The 18,886-nt window shown below is 57.7% G+C and carries 25 protein-coding genes; 8 read left to right on the forward strand and 17 right to left on the reverse strand.

All coding sequences use genetic code 11. From position 1 onward, the window contains the following. Positions 1-27 precede the first annotated feature (27 nt). Genes rplT through thrS form a run of 4 tightly spaced genes read right to left on the reverse strand, consistent with a single transcriptional unit; the run spans position 28 to position 3,141 of the window. Complete coding sequence (gene rplT / locus AB4N84_RS27780) at positions 28-384, reverse strand: 50S ribosomal protein L20 (protein ID WP_007905879.1); 357 nt, start codon at positions 382-384, stop codon at positions 28-30. Positions 385-412: 28 nt separating this feature from the next. Next, a complete protein-coding gene (rpmI, locus tag AB4N84_RS27785; RefSeq protein WP_002553160.1) occupies positions 413-607 on the reverse strand; it encodes a 50S ribosomal protein L35 in 195 nt (64 codons plus the stop codon). A 60-nt stretch (positions 608-667) separates the two neighbouring features. Then, positions 668-1,219 (reverse strand): translation initiation factor IF-3, encoded by a 552-nt coding sequence (infC, locus tag AB4N84_RS27790; protein WP_208605171.1) that lies wholly within the window; start codon positions 1,217-1,219, stop codon positions 668-670. Continuing rightward, positions 1,219-3,141 carry a threonine--tRNA ligase gene (gene thrS, locus AB4N84_RS27795; RefSeq protein ID WP_460044201.1) on the reverse strand — a complete coding sequence of 641 codons (1,923 nt, stop codon included), beginning with the start codon at positions 3,139-3,141 and terminating at the stop codon, positions 1,219-1,221. Before thrS ends, infC begins: the two co-directional genes overlap by 1 nt. A 393-nt stretch (positions 3,142-3,534) precedes the next feature. Between thrS and AB4N84_RS27800 the strand changes: the two genes are divergently transcribed. Together AB4N84_RS27800 and AB4N84_RS27805 are read left to right on the forward strand one after the other, a co-directional pair. Next, positions 3,535-3,849, forward strand: a complete 315-nt coding sequence (locus AB4N84_RS27800; RefSeq protein ID WP_074753192.1) for a hypothetical protein — start codon at positions 3,535-3,537, stop codon at positions 3,847-3,849. A 297-nt stretch (positions 3,850-4,146) separates the two neighbouring features. Then, positions 4,147-4,359 (forward strand): cold-shock protein, encoded by a 213-nt coding sequence (locus AB4N84_RS27805; protein WP_003179963.1) that lies wholly within the window; start codon positions 4,147-4,149, stop codon positions 4,357-4,359. Positions 4,360-4,420: 61 nt separating this feature from the next. Here the strand turns inward: AB4N84_RS27805 and AB4N84_RS27810 are convergent, their stop codons facing one another. Both AB4N84_RS27810 and AB4N84_RS27815 read right to left on the reverse strand, forming a co-directional pair. After that, a complete protein-coding gene (locus tag AB4N84_RS27810) occupies positions 4,421-4,744 on the reverse strand; it encodes an I78 family peptidase inhibitor (RefSeq protein WP_460044203.1) in 324 nt (107 codons plus the stop codon). 188 nt (positions 4,745-4,932) lie between these two features. Then, positions 4,933-5,238, reverse strand: a complete 306-nt coding sequence (locus AB4N84_RS27815) for a hypothetical protein (protein ID WP_074753488.1) — start codon at positions 5,236-5,238, stop codon at positions 4,933-4,935. Between the two features lie 167 nt (positions 5,239-5,405). On the opposite strand from AB4N84_RS27815, the gene AB4N84_RS27820 reads away from it, so the two are divergent. Continuing rightward, positions 5,406-5,603, forward strand: a complete 198-nt coding sequence (locus AB4N84_RS27820) for a hypothetical protein (RefSeq protein WP_074753194.1) — start codon at positions 5,406-5,408, stop codon at positions 5,601-5,603. 6 nt (positions 5,604-5,609) lie between these two features. Here AB4N84_RS27820 and AB4N84_RS27825 read toward each other — a convergent pair whose 3' ends face one another. From AB4N84_RS27825 to AB4N84_RS27855, 7 genes are all read right to left on the reverse strand, one after another. Then, the gene (locus AB4N84_RS27825) at positions 5,610-6,638 is read right to left on the reverse strand and encodes a nucleoside hydrolase (protein ID WP_074753195.1); all 1,029 of its coding nucleotides are present in this window, start codon (positions 6,636-6,638) and stop codon (positions 5,610-5,612) included. A gap of 44 nt (positions 6,639-6,682) precedes the next feature. Next, entirely contained in the window at positions 6,683-7,087 is a 405-nt protein-coding gene (rbsD, locus tag AB4N84_RS27830; protein WP_460044204.1) for a D-ribose pyranase, read from the reverse strand. Continuing rightward, entirely contained in the window at positions 7,084-8,001 is a 918-nt protein-coding gene (rbsK, locus tag AB4N84_RS27835) for a ribokinase (protein ID WP_460044205.1), read from the reverse strand. The genes rbsD and rbsK overlap by 4 nt, the downstream gene beginning before the upstream one ends. Positions 8,002-8,037: 36 nt before the next feature. Beyond that, the gene (locus AB4N84_RS27840; RefSeq protein WP_074753198.1) at positions 8,038-9,060 is read right to left on the reverse strand and encodes a LacI family DNA-binding transcriptional regulator; all 1,023 of its coding nucleotides are present in this window, start codon (positions 9,058-9,060) and stop codon (positions 8,038-8,040) included. 1 nt (position 9,061) lies between these two features. Then, complete coding sequence (locus AB4N84_RS27845) at positions 9,062-10,057, reverse strand: ABC transporter permease (protein ID WP_346830422.1); 996 nt, start codon at positions 10,055-10,057, stop codon at positions 9,062-9,064. Beyond that, positions 10,057-11,607 (reverse strand): sugar ABC transporter ATP-binding protein, encoded by a 1,551-nt coding sequence (locus tag AB4N84_RS27850; RefSeq protein ID WP_460044206.1) that lies wholly within the window; start codon positions 11,605-11,607, stop codon positions 10,057-10,059. Before AB4N84_RS27850 ends, AB4N84_RS27845 begins: the two co-directional genes overlap by 1 nt. Before the next feature lie 64 nt (positions 11,608-11,671). Continuing rightward, complete coding sequence (locus AB4N84_RS27855) at positions 11,672-12,631, reverse strand: sugar ABC transporter substrate-binding protein (RefSeq protein WP_074753201.1); 960 nt, start codon at positions 12,629-12,631, stop codon at positions 11,672-11,674. 497 nt (positions 12,632-13,128) lie between these two features. Here AB4N84_RS27855 and AB4N84_RS27860 point away from each other — a divergent pair, with 497 nt between their 5' ends. Beyond that, complete coding sequence (locus AB4N84_RS27860; RefSeq protein WP_460044207.1) at positions 13,129-14,232, forward strand: asparaginase; 1,104 nt, start codon at positions 13,129-13,131, stop codon at positions 14,230-14,232. A 60-nt stretch (positions 14,233-14,292) separates the two neighbouring features. Here AB4N84_RS27860 and AB4N84_RS27865 read toward each other — a convergent pair whose 3' ends face one another. Then, complete coding sequence (locus tag AB4N84_RS27865; protein WP_460044208.1) at positions 14,293-14,517, reverse strand: YgdI/YgdR family lipoprotein; 225 nt, start codon at positions 14,515-14,517, stop codon at positions 14,293-14,295. 174 nt (positions 14,518-14,691) lie between these two features. Between AB4N84_RS27865 and AB4N84_RS27870 the strand changes: the two genes are divergently transcribed. Together AB4N84_RS27870 and AB4N84_RS27875 are read left to right on the forward strand one after the other, a co-directional pair. Beyond that, the gene (locus AB4N84_RS27870) at positions 14,692-14,976 is read left to right on the forward strand and encodes a DUF1654 domain-containing protein (protein WP_460044210.1); all 285 of its coding nucleotides are present in this window, start codon (positions 14,692-14,694) and stop codon (positions 14,974-14,976) included. Positions 14,977-15,070: 94 nt separating this feature from the next. Beyond that, positions 15,071-16,135 (forward strand): endonuclease/exonuclease/phosphatase family protein, encoded by a 1,065-nt coding sequence (locus tag AB4N84_RS27875; RefSeq protein ID WP_460044211.1) that lies wholly within the window; start codon positions 15,071-15,073, stop codon positions 16,133-16,135. Positions 16,136-16,218: 83 nt separating this feature from the next. On the opposite strand, the gene AB4N84_RS27880 is transcribed toward AB4N84_RS27875, so the two are convergent. Next, complete coding sequence (locus tag AB4N84_RS27880; RefSeq protein ID WP_460044212.1) at positions 16,219-16,548, reverse strand: hypothetical protein; 330 nt, start codon at positions 16,546-16,548, stop codon at positions 16,219-16,221. 484 nt (positions 16,549-17,032) lie between these two features. Here AB4N84_RS27880 and AB4N84_RS27885 point away from each other — a divergent pair, with 484 nt between their 5' ends. Both AB4N84_RS27885 and AB4N84_RS27890 read left to right on the forward strand, forming a co-directional pair. Beyond that, positions 17,033-17,257, forward strand: a complete 225-nt coding sequence (locus AB4N84_RS27885) for a DUF6555 family protein (protein WP_460044214.1) — start codon at positions 17,033-17,035, stop codon at positions 17,255-17,257. 84 nt (positions 17,258-17,341) lie between these two features. Next, entirely contained in the window at positions 17,342-17,596 is a 255-nt protein-coding gene (locus AB4N84_RS27890) for a hypothetical protein (RefSeq protein WP_074753208.1), read from the forward strand. A gap of 191 nt (positions 17,597-17,787) precedes the next feature. Here the strand turns inward: AB4N84_RS27890 and map are convergent, their stop codons facing one another. After that, positions 17,788-18,573: a type I methionyl aminopeptidase gene (map, locus tag AB4N84_RS27895; protein ID WP_460044215.1), complete on the reverse strand. Its 786-nt coding sequence runs from the start codon at positions 18,571-18,573 to the stop codon at positions 17,788-17,790. Then, a complete protein-coding gene (locus AB4N84_RS27900) occupies positions 18,570-18,824 on the reverse strand; it encodes a ParD-like family protein (RefSeq protein ID WP_460044217.1) in 255 nt (84 codons plus the stop codon). The genes map and AB4N84_RS27900 overlap by 4 nt, the downstream gene beginning before the upstream one ends. Between the last annotated feature and the right edge of the window lie 62 nt (positions 18,825-18,886).

An 18,886-nucleotide genomic window follows, 5' to 3' on the forward strand; every position in this document is an offset into this window, starting at 1 on the left:
AAACGAGGTCCGGTGATTGCCGGGGACTTAGGCCAGAGTGGCTTTAGCTTTCTCGACAATCGCAGCAAACGCCGCTTTTTCGTTCACTGCCAGATCAGCCAGAACCTTACGGTCGATTTCGATCGACGCTTTTTTCAGGCCAGCGATGAAACGGCTGTAGGACAGACCGTTGATACGCGCACCAGCGTTGATACGAGCGATCCACAGAGCGCGGAACTGACGTTTTTTCTGACGACGGTCACGGTAGGCGTATTGGCCTGCCTTGATTACCGCTTGCTTGGCAACACGGAATACGCGTGAACGCGCGCCGTAGTAGCCTTTAGCAAGTTTCAGAATTTTTTTGTGACGCTTACGGGCAATGACGCCACGCTTTACACGAGCCATGAGTTACTTCCTCTATTCTTGATCAAAATTAACGAAGGCGCAGCATGCGCTCGACTTTTGCCACGTCAGACGGATGCAGCAGGCTGCTTCCGCGCAGTTGACGCTTACGCTTGGTCGACATTTTGGTCAGGATGTGGCTCTTGAAAGCGTGTTTGTGCTTGATGCCATTCGCGGTTTTCAGAAACCGCTTAGCTGCACCACTTTTAGTCTTCATCTTTGGCATGTTCGGATACTCCGCATTCAGTTGATAAACATAACCGCAAGGCCTGCCGTGCCCTGGTGGTTATTTCTTCTTTTTCGGGGCGATGACCATGATCAGCTGGCGTCCTTCCATCTTAGGATGCTGTTCGACGGCGCCGTATTCGAGCAGGTCTTGTTCAACCCGCTTCAACAGCTCCATACCCAGCTCCTGGTGGGCCATCTCACGACCGCGGAATCTCAACGATACCTTGGCCCTGTCCCCGTCACTCAGGAAACGTACCAGGTTGCGTAGTTTTACCTGGTAATCCCCTTCCTCCGTCCCTGGACGAAACTTGATTTCTTTAACCTGAATCTGCTTCTGGTTTTTCTTCGCCGCAGCAACCTGCTTCTTCTTCTCGAAGATAGACTTGCCGTAATCCATCACACGACAGACCGGCGGTATTGCGTCGGCAGAAATCTCTACCAGATCAAGCTTGGCTTCTTCAGCTATACGAAGCGCTTCATCAATCGAGACGATGCCAACCTGCTCGCCGTCAGCGCCAATTAACCGAACCTCGCGTGCCGAGATATTCTCGTTGATCGGGGCCTTCGGTGCAGCTCGTTTATCTTGTCTCATTTCACGCTTAATAATAATTACTCCGAATCTTGGCGACCACGCCGGGAAACCGCTTGTGCAAGGAACTCCGAGAATTGAGCGACCGGCATTGAGCCGAGGTCTGCGCCTTCACGGGTACGCACAGCGACAGTTTGCGTTTCAACCTCCCGATCCCCAATGACGAGGAGATAAGGAACCTTGAGCAAAGTATGCTCGCGGATTTTAAAGCCGATCTTTTCATTTCTCAAGTCGGACTTGGCACGAAACCCGCTTTCAGCCAGAGTTTTTTCCACCTCAAGGGCAAAATCTGCCTGTTTATCAGTGATATTCATGATCACTGCCTGAGTTGGAGCCAGCCAGGCGGGGAATGCACCTTCGTAGTGCTCGATCAGAATTCCGATGAAACGCTCGAAAGAACCGAGAATCGCACGGTGCAACATGACCGGATGCTTACGACCGTTGTCTTCCGAAACAAATTCGGCACCCAAACGGATTGGCAGGTTGAAATCGAGCTGCAATGTACCGCATTGCCACACGCGACCCAAGCAATCCTTGAGGGAAAATTCAATTTTCGGGCCATAGAACGCGCCCTCGCCCGGCTGCAGATCGTACGGCAGGCCCGCGCTGTCCAGTGCGGCCGCCAACGCAGCTTCCGCGCGATCCCACAAGTCATCAGAGCCGACACGCTTTTCAGGACGGGTCGACAGCTTCATCTCGATGTCCTTAAAGCCGAAGTCGGCATAGACATCCATGGTCAGCTTGATGAACGCAGCGGATTCAGCCTGCATCTGCTCTTCGGTGCAGAAGATGTGGGCGTCATCCTGAGTGAACGCACGCACACGCATGATGCCGTGCAACGCACCCGACGGTTCGTTACGGTGACAGGCGCCGAACTCGGCCAGCCGCATCGGCAGCTCGCGGTAGCTCTTCAGGCCTTGATTGAACACCTGCACATGGCAAGGGCAGTTCATCGGCTTGATCGCGTAGTCGCGGCTTTCAGATTCGGTGGTGAACATGTTTTCAGCGTAGTTGGCCCAGTGCCCGGATTTCTCCCACAGCGAGCGGTCAACAACCTGCGGCGTCTTGATTTCCAGATAGCCATTTTCACGCTGGGTCTTGCGCATGTATTGCTCAAGCACCTGATACAGCGTCCAGCCGTTCGGGTGCCAGAACACCATGCCTGGCGCTTCTTCCTGGGTGTGGAACAGGCCCAGACGCTTGCCGATCTTGCGATGGTCGCGTTTTTCCGCTTCTTCGATGCGCTGGATGTAAGCAGCCAGTTGCTTCTTGTCAGCCCAGGCGGTGCCGTACACGCGCTGCAGCTGCTCGTTCTTGGCGTCGCCGCGCCAGTAGGCGCCGGACAGCTTGGTCAATTTGAACGACTTGAGGAAGCGGGTATTCGGCACGTGCGGACCACGGCACATGTCGACATATTCTTCGTGGTAGTAGAGGCCCATCGCCGTTTCATTCGGCATGTCCTCGACCAGGCGCAGTTTGTAGTCTTCGCCACGCGCCTTGAACACCTCGATCACTTCCGCGCGCGGAGTGACTTTCTTGATGACGTCGTAATCCTTTTCGATCAGCTGCTGCATGCGCTGCTCGATCGCCGCCATGTCATCTGGCGTGAACGGGCGCTCGTAGGCGATATCGTAATAGAAGCCGTCATCGATCACCGGACCAATCACCATTTTGGCGGTCGGGTACAGTTGCTTGACCGCGTGGCCAACCAGGTGTGCGCAGGAGTGACGAATGATCTCCAGGCCTTCATGGTCTTTCGGGGTGATGATTTGCAGACTCGCGTCGGCAGTGATGATGTCGCTGGCATCGACCAGTTGACCGTTGACCTTGCCGGCAACGGTGGCTTTAGCCAGGCCCGTGCCAATGGAGGCCGCGACCTCGGCAACAGAGACCGGGTGATCGAAAGAACGTTGACTGCCGTCGGGAAGAGTAATAGTTGGCATGGCGCCTCCTCTCCTAGTGGTGACCCCTACCAAAGGTCACGTGGGTTGGGATAGAGCCAGTACGCGATTCGGTGGTGTACCTGCCTCACAGTGGCAGGAGCCCAAAGGCCAACCGTTGGACCGAACCAGAGTGACTGGATTTGACGAAATCGACAGGCATCGCTTCACGCAGCACCTGCCCCGCGAGACGCGAGCGAATCTACAGGACGCGCATCCTAGCACAGACCGTCTGTCGCGGGTCACATAACCCGGCTGCCGCGGCCATAAAGTTTTCTTCGATTACTGTGGGAAGGTTCCGAACACTGAACTGGTGCGAATCCCTGCCGTCAGATTAACCGAGACCCGTTAAAGACCTGTGCTTTCGCAGGTTCCACAGACAAAAAGGAAACAACCATGAAGCTTCTACGTGTTGCCGCCCTCCTCGCACCGTTGGCGTTGACTCTTCCGATCAGCGCTCATGCCGCCATGGACGCAAAAACCAAGACGACTTACATGAATGAGTGCTCCGCCGCCGCCACCCAGAACAATCCGGGGATGGACGCCAAGGCCGTGCAAGCGCATTGCGAATGCGGCGCTCAACAGATCAACAAAAACTTCTCGGACAAGGAGATCGCCTCGTTGAATGACAAAACGACACCTCCGAGTACCGAAATGACCTCTCGCCTGCAAAAAGCGGTCGGCGAGAACTGCCTCAAAGGCAAAAAATAAAAAATTTACATTCCGCGATGAGAAGGCCTCAGCCTTCTCGACGGGACACCTGCCAAGAACAACCGAAGCCCCCGAAATACGGGGGCTTCAGTCACTCTTAAGGCTCTGAACGGCGGCTCATCCCCGAGTTGAAACGGCAATGCAGACGCGCTTTTTGGCCATTATATTTGCGGTAATGGCGCAAAGTTCTTACTGAAAAAGTCCAGCATTCACACAATTCGACTATGATAGCCCCCGTGTGCCCAGTTGGCCTGAGCAGCACAGCACTACTGAATATTATGTTTCTGGAGATACACCATGTCTAATCGCCAAACCGGCACCGTAAAATGGTTCAACGATGAAAAAGGCTTCGGCTTTATCACTCCACAGGGTGGCGGTGACGACCTGTTCGTACACTTCAAAGCTATCGAATCCGACGGTTTCAAAAGCCTGAAAGAAGGCCAGACTGTCTCTTTCGTGGCTGAGAAAGGCCAAAAGGGCATGCAAGCCGCTCAGGTTCGCCCGGAGTAATCCGAGCGCGCTAAAAAAACCCCGTCACTGACGGGGTTTTTTTGTGCCTCAAAAACGGTACTTAGCCGCAATTGACACGATTGACCGTTGCGGCCTGATCGGTATTCATATTCAGGCGATCCGAACGGTACTCCAGCGTCACCATGTCATTGGGCCCAAGCACTCTGGCCGTCTGTGCACCCGCCTTGACGCGCGCCTGCTCCAGCAGCGCCGCAGATGCCGGTTGGCCCACCGCAAATTGTGCAGCGGCAGCATCACAACGGGAGTGACCGGATTCGGTGGCAACCGCGCTCTCCGCCGGTTTCGACGACTCGGGGGTGCTGCTGCACCCCGCCAGCACTGCCGTCAACAAAACCAGACCCGATGATGCATGTTTCCAGGGCATATGAACTCCTTACGTTTAACGTGAACCAGAACCTGTGCGACAGCGATCAATCCGCAGGGTTTCGTTGACACCCTGAAAACCGCGGTCTGGCGGTGTCGCCGACAAGGCCCGAAGTCTGCCGGAGACCGGCCTTGGCCTGGGCAAACAAATCGTCACAAAACGTTTGGAAAGTCGCTCACCCCTGAGCGCTAGTAAACGTCCACATAATCCATGCGGGGGTCTGCCCAGTTATCCCGCAAGGCGTTGTATATCTGCGTCACCCAGACCGCATCGCTCGCCGCGACCGGACCGACACAGCCGGAGCCGGCAGCCCATGTTTCGAGTCGAAACAACAGGCCGTCGATATCGACCCCGCCTACTGCCGCACTCGACAGCCATGCTTTGCCATCACGGCTGACCCGTAGCTGGTTATGGGTATTGTCATTTGCGCTTGCGATCATCTGCCGCACAGCTTCGAGGGTAAAAGATCGTGAATCGGTCAGATCGATAGACACCGGTAAGGCCCTGCCATGAAAGTCAGCAATTCTGGCATGCATCGGTGTTCATGCCTAAGTAGCAGTGCGCAAAAGCAGACAAGATGGTTTACTGCACGCCCTGCTCGCACGCTCAACCGCGGGTATTGATGGCAGGAATTGACAGTTTTCGAGAGGGACGAGACACCATGGCAATCGTATCGATCGATGCGGACATCAAGGCGAAATGGCCCCAGGGACACTGTGCGCACAGCCCGGGAAGCCCGGAGGAACTGGCCATCATTGCAGTCGATCTGCTGGTCAAGGAACTGGGCACCTCGGGTGCCCAGAATTTCATGAACCAGGTGTTTCTGCGCTATTCCACCGAGGTTCTGGACAACGCTTGATCGCGATTACTTGAGACGTCCAAGACGCTGGGTCAGCAGGTCGAAGAATCCTTGGGCATCGCCATTTTCGACCCAGAACACGTTCTTGTTCTGTCCCAGCGTGTCATACCAGTCGGCAACCGTCTGACCAAATCCAGGGCCTTCACGGCTGTCGATCACCAGGTTGACCTGCCTGCCGCTGAACAGCTCCGGCTTCAGCAGCCATGCGATGACGCTGGCGTCATGCACCGGGCCACCTGGCAGCCCGTAATGCACCATGTCAGCCTTGACGTACTCATTGAGAATACTGCCGACCCGCTTGCCTGCCTGGTTGTTCAAGGCTTCGATCTGCTTGAGGCGCTGATCGCTGGTGAGAATCTTGTGCGTCACATCCAGCGGCACGTAGGTCAGTTTGACCCCGCTGGCCAAGACAACCTTGGCAGCATCCGGATCGGCATATAGATTGAATTCCGCCACTGGCGTGATGTTGCCGCCGTTGAAGTGCGCGCCGCCCATCACCACCACTTCCTTGATGCCTTGCGTGATCTCCGGCGCTTGAACCAGCGCGAGCGCCAGATTCGTTTGCGGCCCAAGCATGGCAATGGTGATGCTATGAGGCGCAGCGTTGCGCAGCGTCTCCACCAGATACTGAACTGCATTACCCTCAGCCAGACCTTTTTTCGGTTCGTGCACCTCGACGCCCGGAAGACCTTCCTTGCCGTGAATGTTCTCGGCATAGATCGGCGTGCGCACCAGCGGCCGACCGGCGCCCGCGTAAACCGGGACCTCCTCGCGCCCTGCCCACTCCCGGGCCAGGCGTGCGTTACGCGACGTTTTATCAATGCGTACGTTACCGGCCACCGTGGTGATCGCCATGACGTTCAGCTCTTCAGGAGAGGCCAAAGCCAACAGCAGCGCGACGACGTCGTCCGCCCCGGGATCGGTGTCGATGATCAGGTCGCGTTTTTCGGCGGCTTGAACAGCCGTGGCGCAAAGGATGGCCAAAAGGGCAACGCTCCTGATCAGGTGAACGAAAACGTGACGACTTGTGTGCATAGGAAACTCCCTGTTTCTTGAGGATGGCACGAAAAGCGGTGGCGTCAGAAGACGACGCCGGACACCAGTGCAATGTTCGTGTACGGCTGGCATTCACCGGTGCGCACAATGGCGCGAGCGTTGCGGCTCAACTGCTTCAACGCTTCATGGCTGACAAGACGCTGCTCGCCCAGATGGCCTGCTGCGTTAAGCGTGTCGAGCACAGTCAACGCCGGCGGCTGCTTTTCACGCATTTCATCGGCGAGCACATGGCTTTCCACCTGCATTTCAGCGAGCACGGTGTTCAACACACTGACGAAGTCAGGCACTCCGTGGGTGACGGCCAGATCAATGAGCTCGACGCCCGCAGGCACCGGCATCCCGGCGTCGACGATCATCAGGATATCGCCATGCCCCAGCGACGCGACCACCCGTGACAGCGCGATATTGAGCAGTGGTGTTTTTTTCATGGCTGATAACCCTGGACATCATTGAAGGTGGGAATGGAAGGCTGAGCGCCAGAACGGGTGACGGACAACGCCGCCGCGATCTGTCCGAAACGTATCGCGTCCGGCTCAGACTTGCCTTCAGCCAGCGCCGCCGCAAACCCGCCGACAAACGTGTCACCTGCCGCAGTGGTATCGACCGCTTTGACCTTTGGCGCCGGGAAATGCGCAGAACCTGACTGACTGGCGAATAACGCCCCTTGCTCACCCAATGTGACAATGACCTTGCCCACACCCGACGCAAGCAAGGCCGTGGCGGCTGCATCGGCCGTCGCCACGCTGTCGACCGGCAACCCTGTCAACGCTGTCGCCTCGCTTTCGTTCGGGATCAGGTAATCAATCCAGGCGTACCATTCAGCGGGCAACGGACCGCTCGCCGGAGCGGGATTGAGGATGACCGTCTTACCCAGCTCGCGCCCTCGCTTGAGGACATGGCCAACGGTGGCCATCGGGACTTCCAGCTGGCAGATGATCACGTCGGCCTGGCTGAGCAACGCGTCGAAACGGTCGACCACACTGGCACTGACCTGCCCATTGCCGCCGGCAACGATAACGATCGCGTTCTGGCTGCTGTCATCCACGACGATCAGCGCAACCCCGGTCGACTCACCGGCAATGGCGGTCACGGCCTGACAATCAACGCCCTCGGCCAACAAAGCGGCGCGCAACTGCTCACCGTAGGCGTCATCACCGACACAACCGATCATGGCCACACTGGCGCCGAGACGCGCCGCCGCGACCGCCTGGTTTGCGCCCTTCCCGCCCGGGACCGTGACGAACGACTGCCCGGCGAGGGTTTCACCGGCGCGTGGCAAGCGCGGCGCGCGTGTCACCAGATCCATATTGAGGCTGCCCACTATCACAACTTTTGCTTGCATGACGTCTTTACTCTTCAATCCGGGCACCGGCCCGGCTCAGCGAAACTCGTTAAATGCGTTGGTTGGCGGCGCAGTGGATTCACGCAGCACGATGCTTGGGGCAACAATCAGCTGTTGCACCGCGCTGTCGCCACGGGTCGAAATCCGCTTGAGCAAGACCTCGGCGGCCCGCTCGCCCAGCTGCAGAATCGACTGCCCCACGGTGGTCAGCGCCGGGAACACGTACTGACTCATCTGGATGTCGTCGAAGCCGATGACCGAAAGATCGGCGGGCACTCGAACGTTGCGTTCCGCCGCCGCACGCAAAACGCCGATCCCCACCATGTCGTTGGCGGCAAAGATCGCCGTCGGCCGATCGTTTTCCAGCAACGTGCCTGCAGCCTTGTAGCCACTGGGCCCTGTGAAGTCGCTTTCCACGACCCAGCTGTCCGGAACGTCGATACCCGCCTCCTGCATCGCACGGTGATAACCGGCCAGACGCATGCGCGCAACGCTGGTTTCAGCGGGTCCACTGATACAGGCGATGTGCCGATGCCCCAACCCCAGCAGGTGCGAGGTGGCCAGATAGGCGCCCAGCTCATGGTCGATGCGCACCAGATCGGCCGTGATATTTTCCAGGTCACGGTCGACGATGACCATCGGCGTCCTGACCGATGCCAGGCTGTCGACCAGGCTGTCGCCGCCGCCCACCGATGAAACGATCAACCCGTCCACTCGCTTCTCCAGCAGCACACGCAAATAGTTGCGCTGCTTGTCCAGATTGTCGTCGGAGTTGCAGAGGATCACGCAGAACCCGTTGCGCTCGCAGTAATCCTCGATGCCTCGAGCGAGCTCGGCAAAGTAAGGGTTGATGCCGTTGGGAATCAGCAACCCGATGGTCGCAGTGGATTTGGCTTTCAGGGAGCGCGCCACGGCACTGGGCACGTAGTCCAGTTGCGCAATGGCGGCTTCCACTTTCTTGCGCACTTCGTCGCTCACCGGTCGCGTTCTGTTGAGAACGTGCGACACGGTGGTGTACGAAATGCCTGCAATTGCAGCCACATCTTTGATGGTGGCCATATCAGCCGCGCCGCCGTGCGCGATTGCTGCGGTAAGTGTCCAGGATGACCGCCACCACAATCACCGCACCGGTGATGATGCGCTTGGTCGGCTCCGTTGCGCCGATCTGCGCAAGGCCCGCGGCCAGCACCGAGATGATCAGCACACCGAAGAACGTGCTGATGACCGAGCCACGTCCGCCCATCAGGCTGGTGCCGCCGATGACCACGGCAGCGATCACTTGCAGTTCCAGCCCGGAGCCCGCGTTAGGGTCGGCCGCTTCCAGGCGCGAAATCTGGAACAGCGCGGCAACGCCCGCCAGCAATCCCATGAGCGAGAACACCAGAATCTTGTAGGGCTTTGGATTGATCCCGGCCAGACGCACCGCTTCCTCATTGGTGCCGATGCCGATCAGGTAACGACCGAACACCGTGCGGGTGAGCACTGCCTGAGCGGCGAAGATCACCAGCAGCGCGATGACGAATGAGGGCGAGATGCCAAATGCAAACGGATTGGACAGCCAGGCAAACGAGTCGCCGATGTAGGCGGTGCGCGAATCGGTCAACTGATACGCCACGCCACGGGCCATTTCCAGCACGCCGAGCGAGACGATGAACGACGGTATGCGCCACGCCACCGTGATCGAGCCGGTCAGCGTACCCGCCGCGGTCGCGCACACCATGCCCAGCAACGCCGAAGGAAAAACGCCCCATCCCCAGCCGAGCATCGCCACGCTGACGGCCGATGCCGCCAGGGCCAGCACCGACCCCACCGACAGGTCAATCCCGCCGATGATCAGGATGAACGTCATGCCGACCGCCAGCACCATCAGATCGGGAATCTGGTTGGCCAGCGTGCTGAAGGTTTCATAGGACAGGAAGTGATCGCTGAGCAGCGAGAACAGCACGATCATGGCGAGCAACGCGCCCGCCAGGCCCAGGTAGGTGCCCAGGCCGAAATAGTTGCCGCTGCGCTTGCCGGGAGAAGGCAGCGCGGCCGAAGGAGTCGAGGTTTTCATCAGTCGTTCCTGGGCGCTGCTTCAGACAGCAGCGCATCACGTTTTTGATAGCCGGCGAAGGCGGCAGCGAGCAGTTCGTCCTGTGTCCAGGTGTCGCGTTCGAAGGTGTCGATCAGGCGTCCGGCAGACAACACGCCAATGCGGTCGCAGATCAGCATCAACTCGCGCAGATCACTGGAAACCACCACCAGCGCCCTGCCCTGACGGGTCAGTTCGCCCAGCAGCGCGTAGATATCGAACTTGGCCCCGACATCGATGCCGCGGGTTGGCTCGTCGAACAGCATCACCTGACAGTCGCGCTCCAGCCACCGGCCGATCACGACCTTCTGCTGATTGCCGCCAGACAACTCCGACACCAGTTGGGTCGGACTCGAACTGCGAATACGCATGGCGTCGACCTGACGTCTGGCCAGCGCCATTTCGGCACCGCCGTTGACCACGCCGCCACTGGAAATCGCTTCCATGTTGCCCAGCGCGATGTTGGCGCTGATCGACTGCGACAGCAGCAGGCCTTCGCCCTTGCGATCCTCGGTGATCAGGGCAATGCCGTGGCTGACAGCATCGACCGGCGAGTTCACGCGCACTGGCTTCAACGGGCTGCCGACTTCAATGGAGCCGCTGTCTGCCGCATCCGCGCCGTAGATAAGGCGCAGCAGCTCGGTGCGGCCTGCACCGATCAGTCCCGAAATGCCGAAAATCTCGCCCGCGCGTACGTCAAAGGACACATCGCGCACTTTGTCGGAGCGACTCAAGCCTTTTACCGACAGCGCCACGTTACCGATCTGGCGCTGTCCCAGGTCGATCTGCTCGCCCAGTTCGCGACCGACCATCAGGGTCACCAATTGCTCGCTATTGTAGTTGGCCATGGCGTCCACACACACCAGCTTGCCGTCCCGCAGCACGGCGATGCGCTGAGCGACGCGTGCCAGCTCTTCCAGGCGATGGGAGATGTAAACGATGGAAACGCCGCGATCCTGCAAGCGTGTGATCTGCTCGAACAGCATCTCCACTTCACGGGCCGTCAGCATCGCAGTCGGCTCGTCGAGAATCAGAACGTGGCAATCGCCTATCAAGTTGCGGGCGATTTCGACCATCTGTTGATGACCGATGCCTAACTCACCGACCAACATGTCGGGGTCGATAGCGTCCAGCCCGACCTGAGCCATGGCCTTCACCGCATCGTCACGCAGTTTTTTGCGGTTGATGAACCCGGCACGGCTGGGCAGGTTATCGAGGAACAGGTTCTCTGCCACCGACAACGTGGGCAGCAGGTTCAACTCCTGCATGACCATGCGCACGCCCAGCTTTTCAGCCTGGGTGCGACTCGCCGGTTCGTAGGCCTGTCCCTGAAACTGCATGTGACCGGTGGTGGGTGTCACCAACCCGCCGATGATTTTGGACAAGGTGCTTTTCCCCGCACCGTTCTCCCCGGTCAACGCCAACACTTCCCCACGCATCAGCGTCAGGTCGATGTCACCGAGAACAGGTTGGGCGTAGGTTTTGCCGATGCCACTGACAGATAGAACAGCGGCCTGAGCAGACGCTGACATAACGCTCTCCACGCGCCTGCCCTTGCGGGCAGGCGGTATTTACAGGTGTTTTAGGACAGCCGGATTACTGGGGCTTGGTGACCAGTTCAACCGGGGTCTCGATCACACCGTCCTTGATGTCGAGTTTCTCGCCCTTGACCATCTTCAGGGCGGTGTCGATGCCGAACACAGCCTGACGGGCGGCGAACTGGTCAGCCGTCGCGAGTACGCGACCATCCTTGAGCATCGGTTTGATGGCATTGATGTTGTCGTAACCCACAACCTGCACCTTGCCCGCTTTGCCCGCTGCACGGACAGCCGACACAGCACCCAGCGCCATGCTGTCGTTACCGGCCAGCAAGGCTTTCAGGTTCGGGTATTCGTTGAGCATCGCCGAGGCAACCGCGTTGCCCTTGTCGATTTCCCAGTTACCCGACTGCGTGGAGACGATTTTCATCTGCGCAGCTTCCATCGCGTCCTTGAAGCCCGCTGTGCGCTGCTGTGCGTTCGTTGTGGTTGGCACGCCTTCGATGATGCCGACCTGATCGCCCGCCGTCAGTTGCTTGGCCAGGTAGTCACCCACCAGCTTGGCGCCCTTGCGGTTGTTCGGGCCTACGAAAGGCACTTCCATGCCCTTGCTTTTCAACACGTCGGCATCGAGCTGGTTGTCGATGTTGACGACTTTGATACCGGCGTCCTGGGCCTTCTTGAGCACGGACGCCAGCGCCTTGGAGTCTGCCGGTGCAATCACCAGCGCATCGACTTTCTTGACGATCATCTGATTGACGATATCGATCTGCGCGGACGTGTCTGATTCGTTCTTGATACCGTTGGAGATCAGGTCGAAATCAGCAGAATGGTCTTTTTGGTAGGCCTTCGCGCCGTCTTCCATGGTCAGGAAGAATTCATTGGCGAGGGATTTCATCACCAGCGCGACGGTGGGTTTCTTCGCGTCGTCGGCGTAGGCAGAAGAGAGAGGCAGGGATACAGCACTTGCGGTGAGCATGGCAACAGCAAGAAGACGTGCAGCGAATGGCAGCTTCATGGAATCACTCCGACATTTATGATTATTTTATCGGCACCGAATGCGCGTCGACGGTTACCTACCTCGACCAATCGCAAACGTTTGCGTGGGTGAAACTATGAGAATCGCTGCACGATTTGTCAACAGCGTAAACGCTTGGCTGCGTCACAGGCGAGGTGGCTCACCTTTCTGTCGATCTGGCTTTCGCTCTGAAGGACCGGTGTATCAGAAACGCCGCGACCTCTAAGTCGGGCCGCTGGCCAGCATTTTCCATTCGGATATCCGAATGAAAGCGCACGCGAATATTCGGCAGTCCGGACATTCCGCAGCGCTATGTGTTTCACCCCTTTAATGAAACAGGGAGCATTCCTGCGCCGCTCGACCAGTTTCAGATTGGTATGGATTCTGCACCCTCCCAGGGCGCTGCGTTTTTCTGGATCAGGGTTTTTCTCGATCAGGAACAACGGGCTCCACCGGTGTCAGGACGGCACCGTCACTACACAGCGGGAAAAATAACAATGAATGCTGCAGTCAATACGTTCAAATCAGGCGCCTTGGCCTTCTGCTTCCTCCTCGCTCCGGGCATTACATGGGCGGACACCGCCGAACAACCACCGCAACAGAAATCGAAGCTCGCCAACGTGGTCATCCTCGCCACGGGCGGCACCATTGCCGGTGCAGGCGCCAGCACCGCCAACAGCGCGACCTATCAGGCTGCGAAGGTCGGCGTCGACAAGCTGATCACTGGCGTGCCGGAGCTGGCGACGCTGGCCAACGTGCGCGGCGAGCAGGTTCTACAAATTGCGTCAGAGAGCATCACCAACGAGAACCTGCTGCAACTGGGTAAACGAGTCGCCGAACTGGCTGACAGCCCGGACGTCGATGGCATTGTCATCACGCACGGCACAGACACGCTGGAGGAAACCGCTTACTTCCTCAACCTCGTCGAAAAAACCGAGAAGCCTATCGTCGTGGTCGGGTCCATGCGTCCAGGCACCGCCATGTCGGCGGATGGCATGCTTAACCTGTACAACGCCGTTGCCGTAGCCAGCAACCCGGAGTCCAAAGGCAAAGGTGTGTTAGTGACCATGAACGACGAAATCCAGTCCGGTCGTGACGTCAGCAAGATGATCAACATCAAGACCGAAGCATTCAAGAGCCCGTGGGGCGCGCTGGGTATGGTGGTCGAGGGCAAATCCTACTGGTTCCGCCTGCCCGCGAAACGTCATACACAGAACTCGGAATTCGATATCCGCCAGATCAGCAGCCTGCCTCAGGTGGACATCGCGTACGCCTACGGCAACGTCAACGACACGGCGTACAAGGCACTGGCGCAATCAGGCGCCAAGGCAATCATTCATGCCGGCACGGGCAATGGATCCGTATCCTCGAAAGTGGTGCCCTCGCTTCAAGCGCTGCGCAAAGACGGTGTACAAATCATTCGCTCATCGCATGTCAATGCCGGCGGCTTTGTCCTGCGCAACGCGGAGCAGCCAGATGACAAGTACGACTGGGTGGTCGCTCATGATCTGAATCCGCAGAAAGCCCGGATTCTGGCGATGGTGGGGCTGACGAAAACCAACGACAGCAAAGAGCTGCAACGGATGTTCTGGGAATACTGATTTATCCCTGCCGGCCCCAAAAAAGGAGCCTGATTCACTGGATCAGGCTCCTTCGGTGATTCAGTCCTCTTCTTTAACCGTTGCCACCTCGTCCGCGCGCACCTTCACGGCCTTTCCGGAAATGTCCTCGAACTCGTAAAATCCGTCCTTGCTCTTGGTCTTCGGCGCGTCCTTGGTGACGTATTGAGTACCGTTCTGCAGTGTCACCACCGTTGACGTCGAGCAGCCCGCCAGCAGCGCGCAGCACACCCATGCGACAGGCAATCCCAACCCTTTGATAGTCATGAAAACTCCTTAATCTTTCGGCCATTGCGAACGGATTCGCTTACACAGGATCTGATCGACTCGATCGGCTTTGGTTCGCAAGCCGAACAGGGGTAGGAAAAATCATGCAAGTGAAGCGACTGGAGCGACTAGCCCTACTCCAATCTTGCGAAACGTCCCACAGTGAAATACTGTATGCACATACAGCAAAAACAAGGGATACCTTTCGTGTCTAAACATGCCGCTTCAGCCGCTGAACTTCCGGGTGCCTACGAGCGCTTGGGCATCCGCATTCAAAAGATCATCAATTCACCCACTGCGCAGAAATCCCGCGCCGCGCTGATCTTTCGCCTGCCTGACGAGCAGGAAGATGACTGGAACCAGTTGCTCGAAGAGATCGCCGAAAACGACAACGTCACCCTCGCCTACCGGGATGACGGCGGAGTACAGATTTTCTGGACCGTGCCCAAGGAGGATTGATCAGCACCCCGCTGTAACCCGAACCGATCAAACCCGCCCTTCCGGCGAGCCACTGCGCTCGCCGTCGCTTTAACCAGCCCGTAGTTGGAAAACAATGCTCAGATTTTTTGTTTCGTTGCTGTTGACCCTTTCTTTCCTGCAGACCGCTTGCGCCGACGTCAATATCGGCACCTGGAACCTGGAGCACCTGAGTGTGCGGCCAAACAAGGATTTTCAAGGCATTGCCAAAGTCGCGCAAAAGGTCGACTTTCTCGCCGTGCAGGAATTGATGAACGAGGACGCCTTGCAAGCCTTGGCCAAGGAGTTGACCAAGCAGACCGGCAAGCACTGGAGTTCGATGGCCTCACACGCAGTTGGCCGATCCTCTTACAAGGAGATGTATGGTTTCGTGTGGCGTGACGACGTGGTCGCCTACGAAGATGGCGCCGTCACCTACCTTGACCGCAACGACACCTTCGAACGGGAACCGTATTCTGCACGCTTCAAATCGCTCAGGGACGGCACCACGTTTGTGGTCGCCACGGTGCATATTCTGTATGGAAAGAGCCAGTCCGACCGCGCCTCGGAAATCACTGCACTCTCCAGCTACTGGGCCTGGCTGAAAGACACCTACCCCGGCAACAACCAGATCATGCTGATGGGCGACTTCAATACGCCACCGACCTCGCCTGCCTGGGACAACCTGGATGCCAGCGCCCGGCCCTTGGTGCTCAATGGCGCGAGCACGCTCTCGACCACTGATGGAAAATTCTCCAACCTCTACGACAACATCTTCGTCAGCAAGCATTCGGCGATCAAGGTCAACAGTGTACAGGTCTTCAATTACCCCAAATACCTGGCCATGACCCACGCGCAGGGACGTGACAGGGTGTCCGACCATGCGCCGATTTTCCTCAGCGCCGACTTCAGTGGAGGCAGCGCGTCCACAGCCGTTGCGCAACCTGCAACAACGCGGCCTAATCCGATGAAACCCGCGGCCGCCAGCGCCAACAACGGGAAGAATCTGACACTGGCAATTCGTGGCAACAAGAAAACCATGGTCTACCACCGCCCGGACTGCCCGTCCTATAACGCAGTGTCAGAAAAAAACCGGGTTGAATTCGACAACGCTGCCGCTGCTGAAGCGCAGCATTATCATCTGGCGGGCAACTGCCACTGATTACATCACTCCTGAAACCGCGTGAGCCATTTGCCCAGGGGGCGCTTTCATCAGGCGCTCCCTGGGCCGAGAAAAACATTCCTCTACTTGCGCGCCAGCTCATGCTGGACACAGCCGTCGTAATACGTCTGCTTCACCGCGGCCGGTTTCAGACGTGACGCGCTCTTGTAGGTTTGCTCCGTGATACCCAACGCCATCTTGCGCATCCAGGGCTTGGAAAACGTCCGCACCTGCAGCTTCTTTCGTGCGCTGTACAACGTCGTGCCGGAAAGCTTGGATTGCTGCGCCGTACCGGCCATGCCAGCGCCCCACTTGCAGACGTCCAGATCGTGCTTGCTGAGGTCCCGTGCCTGGGTTGGCAGTGCCGTCATCATCAACACAAACCCCGCTACGCTCAAACCCACTCTACGCATACGCCCTCGTCCCGGAATCGACTGAAAAAGAAGGATTTTTCCAGAAAACAACGCATACGCGGGCCATCAAATTGTCCTTTCTCTGAATATTTGTTTGCACGAAGGATGCCCCCGACAATCCTCCTGGAACCGAAGCGGTCCATACATCCAAAACCGTGCAAATGTGTAGCGGTGCACACCAACGAATTGACGCTTCCATCCAAACAGATATGGCACATTGCCGCTGATCGGCGCACGGTTCAAAAGGTCGGAAAACAATGCAATTCTCCGGTGGTCGGTAGCGCTGAGCGGCATGCCCGCCCTACTCGTCTCAGGGAGAGAAAACGCACCACGATCATGGCCCTCCTGCAGTACGGGCAGGCCTGTATCGGTCTCGAAATGAAGTGACGGCACCGTCGATGCATTCGGCGACCATGCTGTTCAGGTACACGGGGAAGTACTCACATTCAGCGGGACGTGCACAACGTCTAACGGGCTAAAGACGATGAATGATTCCAAGGATTTTGAAATTTATTACCAGTTTCGAGGCGAACCCAGGCATTTCTCTCATCAAGCAAGGCATCTTTGCGAAAGCGATGCGCTGCACTTCGCCACGTTGCACGCGGGCGTCGGAACCCTTGATGGCGGTGTCGCAGCGGGCCCCTTTCGACTCGCCAAGCTCAACGCCGAGGGACTCGGCGTGACGCAGGTCCAATGGAAACGTACGTAAGACGATAAAAGTCCAAACCATCCTCATATCGAGTGGTCGGTATTTACAAGCAGCGCTCATGAAACCAGCAAAGCGAGGAAAAATATGACCATTGATAACGCGCTCAAGAAAGAAGTCCTGACCCGGTTGTTACACGCACATCCGGCGGGGCTGGGCAAAGAAGTTCTGGATAACTACAGGGGGGAACACGCTGTCGCGGATACCCTGGAAGAACTGCAGAAAGCAGGGCTTATCCATGATGGATGTGTCGAGATTCCCGAGAAGGGCGAACGCACCCTCAAGTACCCGGTGAAGCTGAGTTCTGCGGGCGTCGACGCCGCGAAGCAGCTAGGGGGTTAAACAGGCGCTCACAAAAAAACCGGCTTCGGCCGGTTTTTTCAGTGTGGTGTTCTCCCCTAGTGCTGCCGATCTGATCATCCTTGAGCCGGTCAGGCAGCAGCACCACAGGGGAACGAGAAGGAGCCTACAAGGTATGTCGGCCCTTCGTCACTCGTACAATTGTGACTTTATTCGTCCAGATGTGACTGCCCTCACACTGGCGGATAATCACCCGTCCCATCCGGCCAGGGCGTCAACAACTCGAACCCGGTCTGAGTGACCGCCACCATGTGTTCCCACTGTGCCGACAGGGATTGATCCCGGGTCAGTACGGTCCAGCCGTCATCCAGAACATGGGTTCCGGGTTTGCCAGCGTTAATCATCGGCTCGATGGTGAAAACCATTCCCGGTTTGAGTTTCAAGCCCTTCCCGGCGGCGCCGTAATGCAGCACCTGTGGCTCCTCATGGTATTTACGCCCGATGCCATGCCCACAGTATTCGCGGACCACGCTGAAGCCTTCCCGGTAAGCCACGGTCTGGATAGCGTTACCAATGTCGCCCAGCGTCGCGCCAGGCTTCACTGCATGTATGCCCGCCAACGTGGCTTCATAGGTGGTTTCGACCAGACGTCGCGCCAACGGGCTGACTTCTCCGACGTAATACATGCGACTGGTGTCGCCATACCAACCATCCTTGATGACCGCGACATCGATGTTGACGATGTCGCCTTCCTTGAGGATATCGTCCGCTGAAGGGATGCCGTGGCACACCACCGCGTTCGGCGAAATGCACGTCGTCTTGGTGAAACCGTGGTACCCGACGTTGGCCGGAATGACATTCAACTCGTTAACGATGTAATCGTTGCAGATGTCATCGAGCGCCTCGGTGCTGATGCCGGGTTTCACGTGCTGAGCGATCATTGCCAAGACGTCCGCAGCCAGCCGTCCGGCGATTCTCAGCCCCGCCAGATCGGCTTCGCTTTTAATACTGATGCTCATCGCGACACCGCCCTGATCTGGGGTTCGTGAACAATGGCCTCTTCGGCCTGCGGGCTCGGCAGCGCGTCGCCCGTGGCTTCAGCACGGATCAATAACTGACAGATGTCGCTGTAGTTCAACCCAGGGTTGAGTTCAGCGAGCATGCCCACTCTCATCCAGTGTTCGGCCTGCGCATTGATTGAACGGCTCAGCGCCGCGCTGGCAGAGCGTATGTTGTCGTGCATCTGTTCGGAAATCTTGACCAGTCCCATGTTTGACCTCGCGATGAATATACGAAGCATATACGTTACATATATTCATCCGCAACACCGCC

It is taken from the genome of Pseudomonas sp. S2_H01, assembly GCF_054668305.1.

Bases quoted from the DNA above. Each gene is read 5' to 3' on its own strand.
- rplT (WP_007905879.1), bottom strand. From the start codon at position 384: ATGGCTCGTGTAAAGCGTGGCGTCATTGCCCGTAAGCGTCACAAAAAA.
- rpmI (WP_002553160.1), bottom strand. From the start codon at position 607: ATGCCAAAGATGAAGACTAAAAGTGGTGCAGCTAAGCGGTTTCTGAAA.
- thrS (WP_460044201.1), bottom strand. From the start codon at position 3,141: ATGCCAACTATTACTCTTCCCGACGGCAGTCAACGTTCTTTCGATCAC.
- AB4N84_RS27800 (WP_074753192.1), top strand. From the start codon at position 3,535: ATGAAGCTTCTACGTGTTGCCGCCCTCCTCGCACCGTTGGCGTTGACT.
- AB4N84_RS27805 (WP_003179963.1), top strand. From the start codon at position 4,147: ATGTCTAATCGCCAAACCGGCACCGTAAAATGGTTCAACGATGAAAAA.
- AB4N84_RS27810 (WP_460044203.1), bottom strand. From the start codon at position 4,744: ATGCCCTGGAAACATGCATCATCGGGTCTGGTTTTGTTGACGGCAGTG.
- AB4N84_RS27820 (WP_074753194.1), top strand. From the start codon at position 5,406: ATGGCAATCGTATCGATCGATGCGGACATCAAGGCGAAATGGCCCCAG.
- AB4N84_RS27825 (WP_074753195.1), bottom strand. From the start codon at position 6,638: ATGCACACAAGTCGTCACGTTTTCGTTCACCTGATCAGGAGCGTTGCC.
- rbsD (WP_460044204.1), bottom strand. From the start codon at position 7,087: ATGAAAAAAACACCACTGCTCAATATCGCGCTGTCACGGGTGGTCGCG.
- rbsK (WP_460044205.1), bottom strand. From the start codon at position 8,001: ATGCAAGCAAAAGTTGTGATAGTGGGCAGCCTCAATATGGATCTGGTG.
- AB4N84_RS27840 (WP_074753198.1), bottom strand. From the start codon at position 9,060: ATGGCCACCATCAAAGATGTGGCTGCAATTGCAGGCATTTCGTACACC.
- AB4N84_RS27845 (WP_346830422.1), bottom strand. From the start codon at position 10,057: ATGAAAACCTCGACTCCTTCGGCCGCGCTGCCTTCTCCCGGCAAGCGC.
- AB4N84_RS27850 (WP_460044206.1), bottom strand. From the start codon at position 11,607: ATGTCAGCGTCTGCTCAGGCCGCTGTTCTATCTGTCAGTGGCATCGGC.
- AB4N84_RS27855 (WP_074753201.1), bottom strand. From the start codon at position 12,631: ATGAAGCTGCCATTCGCTGCACGTCTTCTTGCTGTTGCCATGCTCACC.
- AB4N84_RS27860 (WP_460044207.1), top strand. From the start codon at position 13,129: ATGAATGCTGCAGTCAATACGTTCAAATCAGGCGCCTTGGCCTTCTGC.
- AB4N84_RS27865 (WP_460044208.1), bottom strand. From the start codon at position 14,517: ATGACTATCAAAGGGTTGGGATTGCCTGTCGCATGGGTGTGCTGCGCG.
- AB4N84_RS27870 (WP_460044210.1), top strand. From the start codon at position 14,692: ATGCACATACAGCAAAAACAAGGGATACCTTTCGTGTCTAAACATGCC.
- AB4N84_RS27875 (WP_460044211.1), top strand. From the start codon at position 15,071: ATGCTCAGATTTTTTGTTTCGTTGCTGTTGACCCTTTCTTTCCTGCAG.
- AB4N84_RS27880 (WP_460044212.1), bottom strand. From the start codon at position 16,548: ATGCGTAGAGTGGGTTTGAGCGTAGCGGGGTTTGTGTTGATGATGACG.
- AB4N84_RS27885 (WP_460044214.1), top strand. From the start codon at position 17,033: ATGAATGATTCCAAGGATTTTGAAATTTATTACCAGTTTCGAGGCGAA.
- AB4N84_RS27890 (WP_074753208.1), top strand. From the start codon at position 17,342: ATGACCATTGATAACGCGCTCAAGAAAGAAGTCCTGACCCGGTTGTTA.
- map (WP_460044215.1), bottom strand. From the start codon at position 18,573: ATGAGCATCAGTATTAAAAGCGAAGCCGATCTGGCGGGGCTGAGAATC.
- AB4N84_RS27900 (WP_460044217.1), bottom strand. From the start codon at position 18,824: ATGGGACTGGTCAAGATTTCCGAACAGATGCACGACAACATACGCTCT.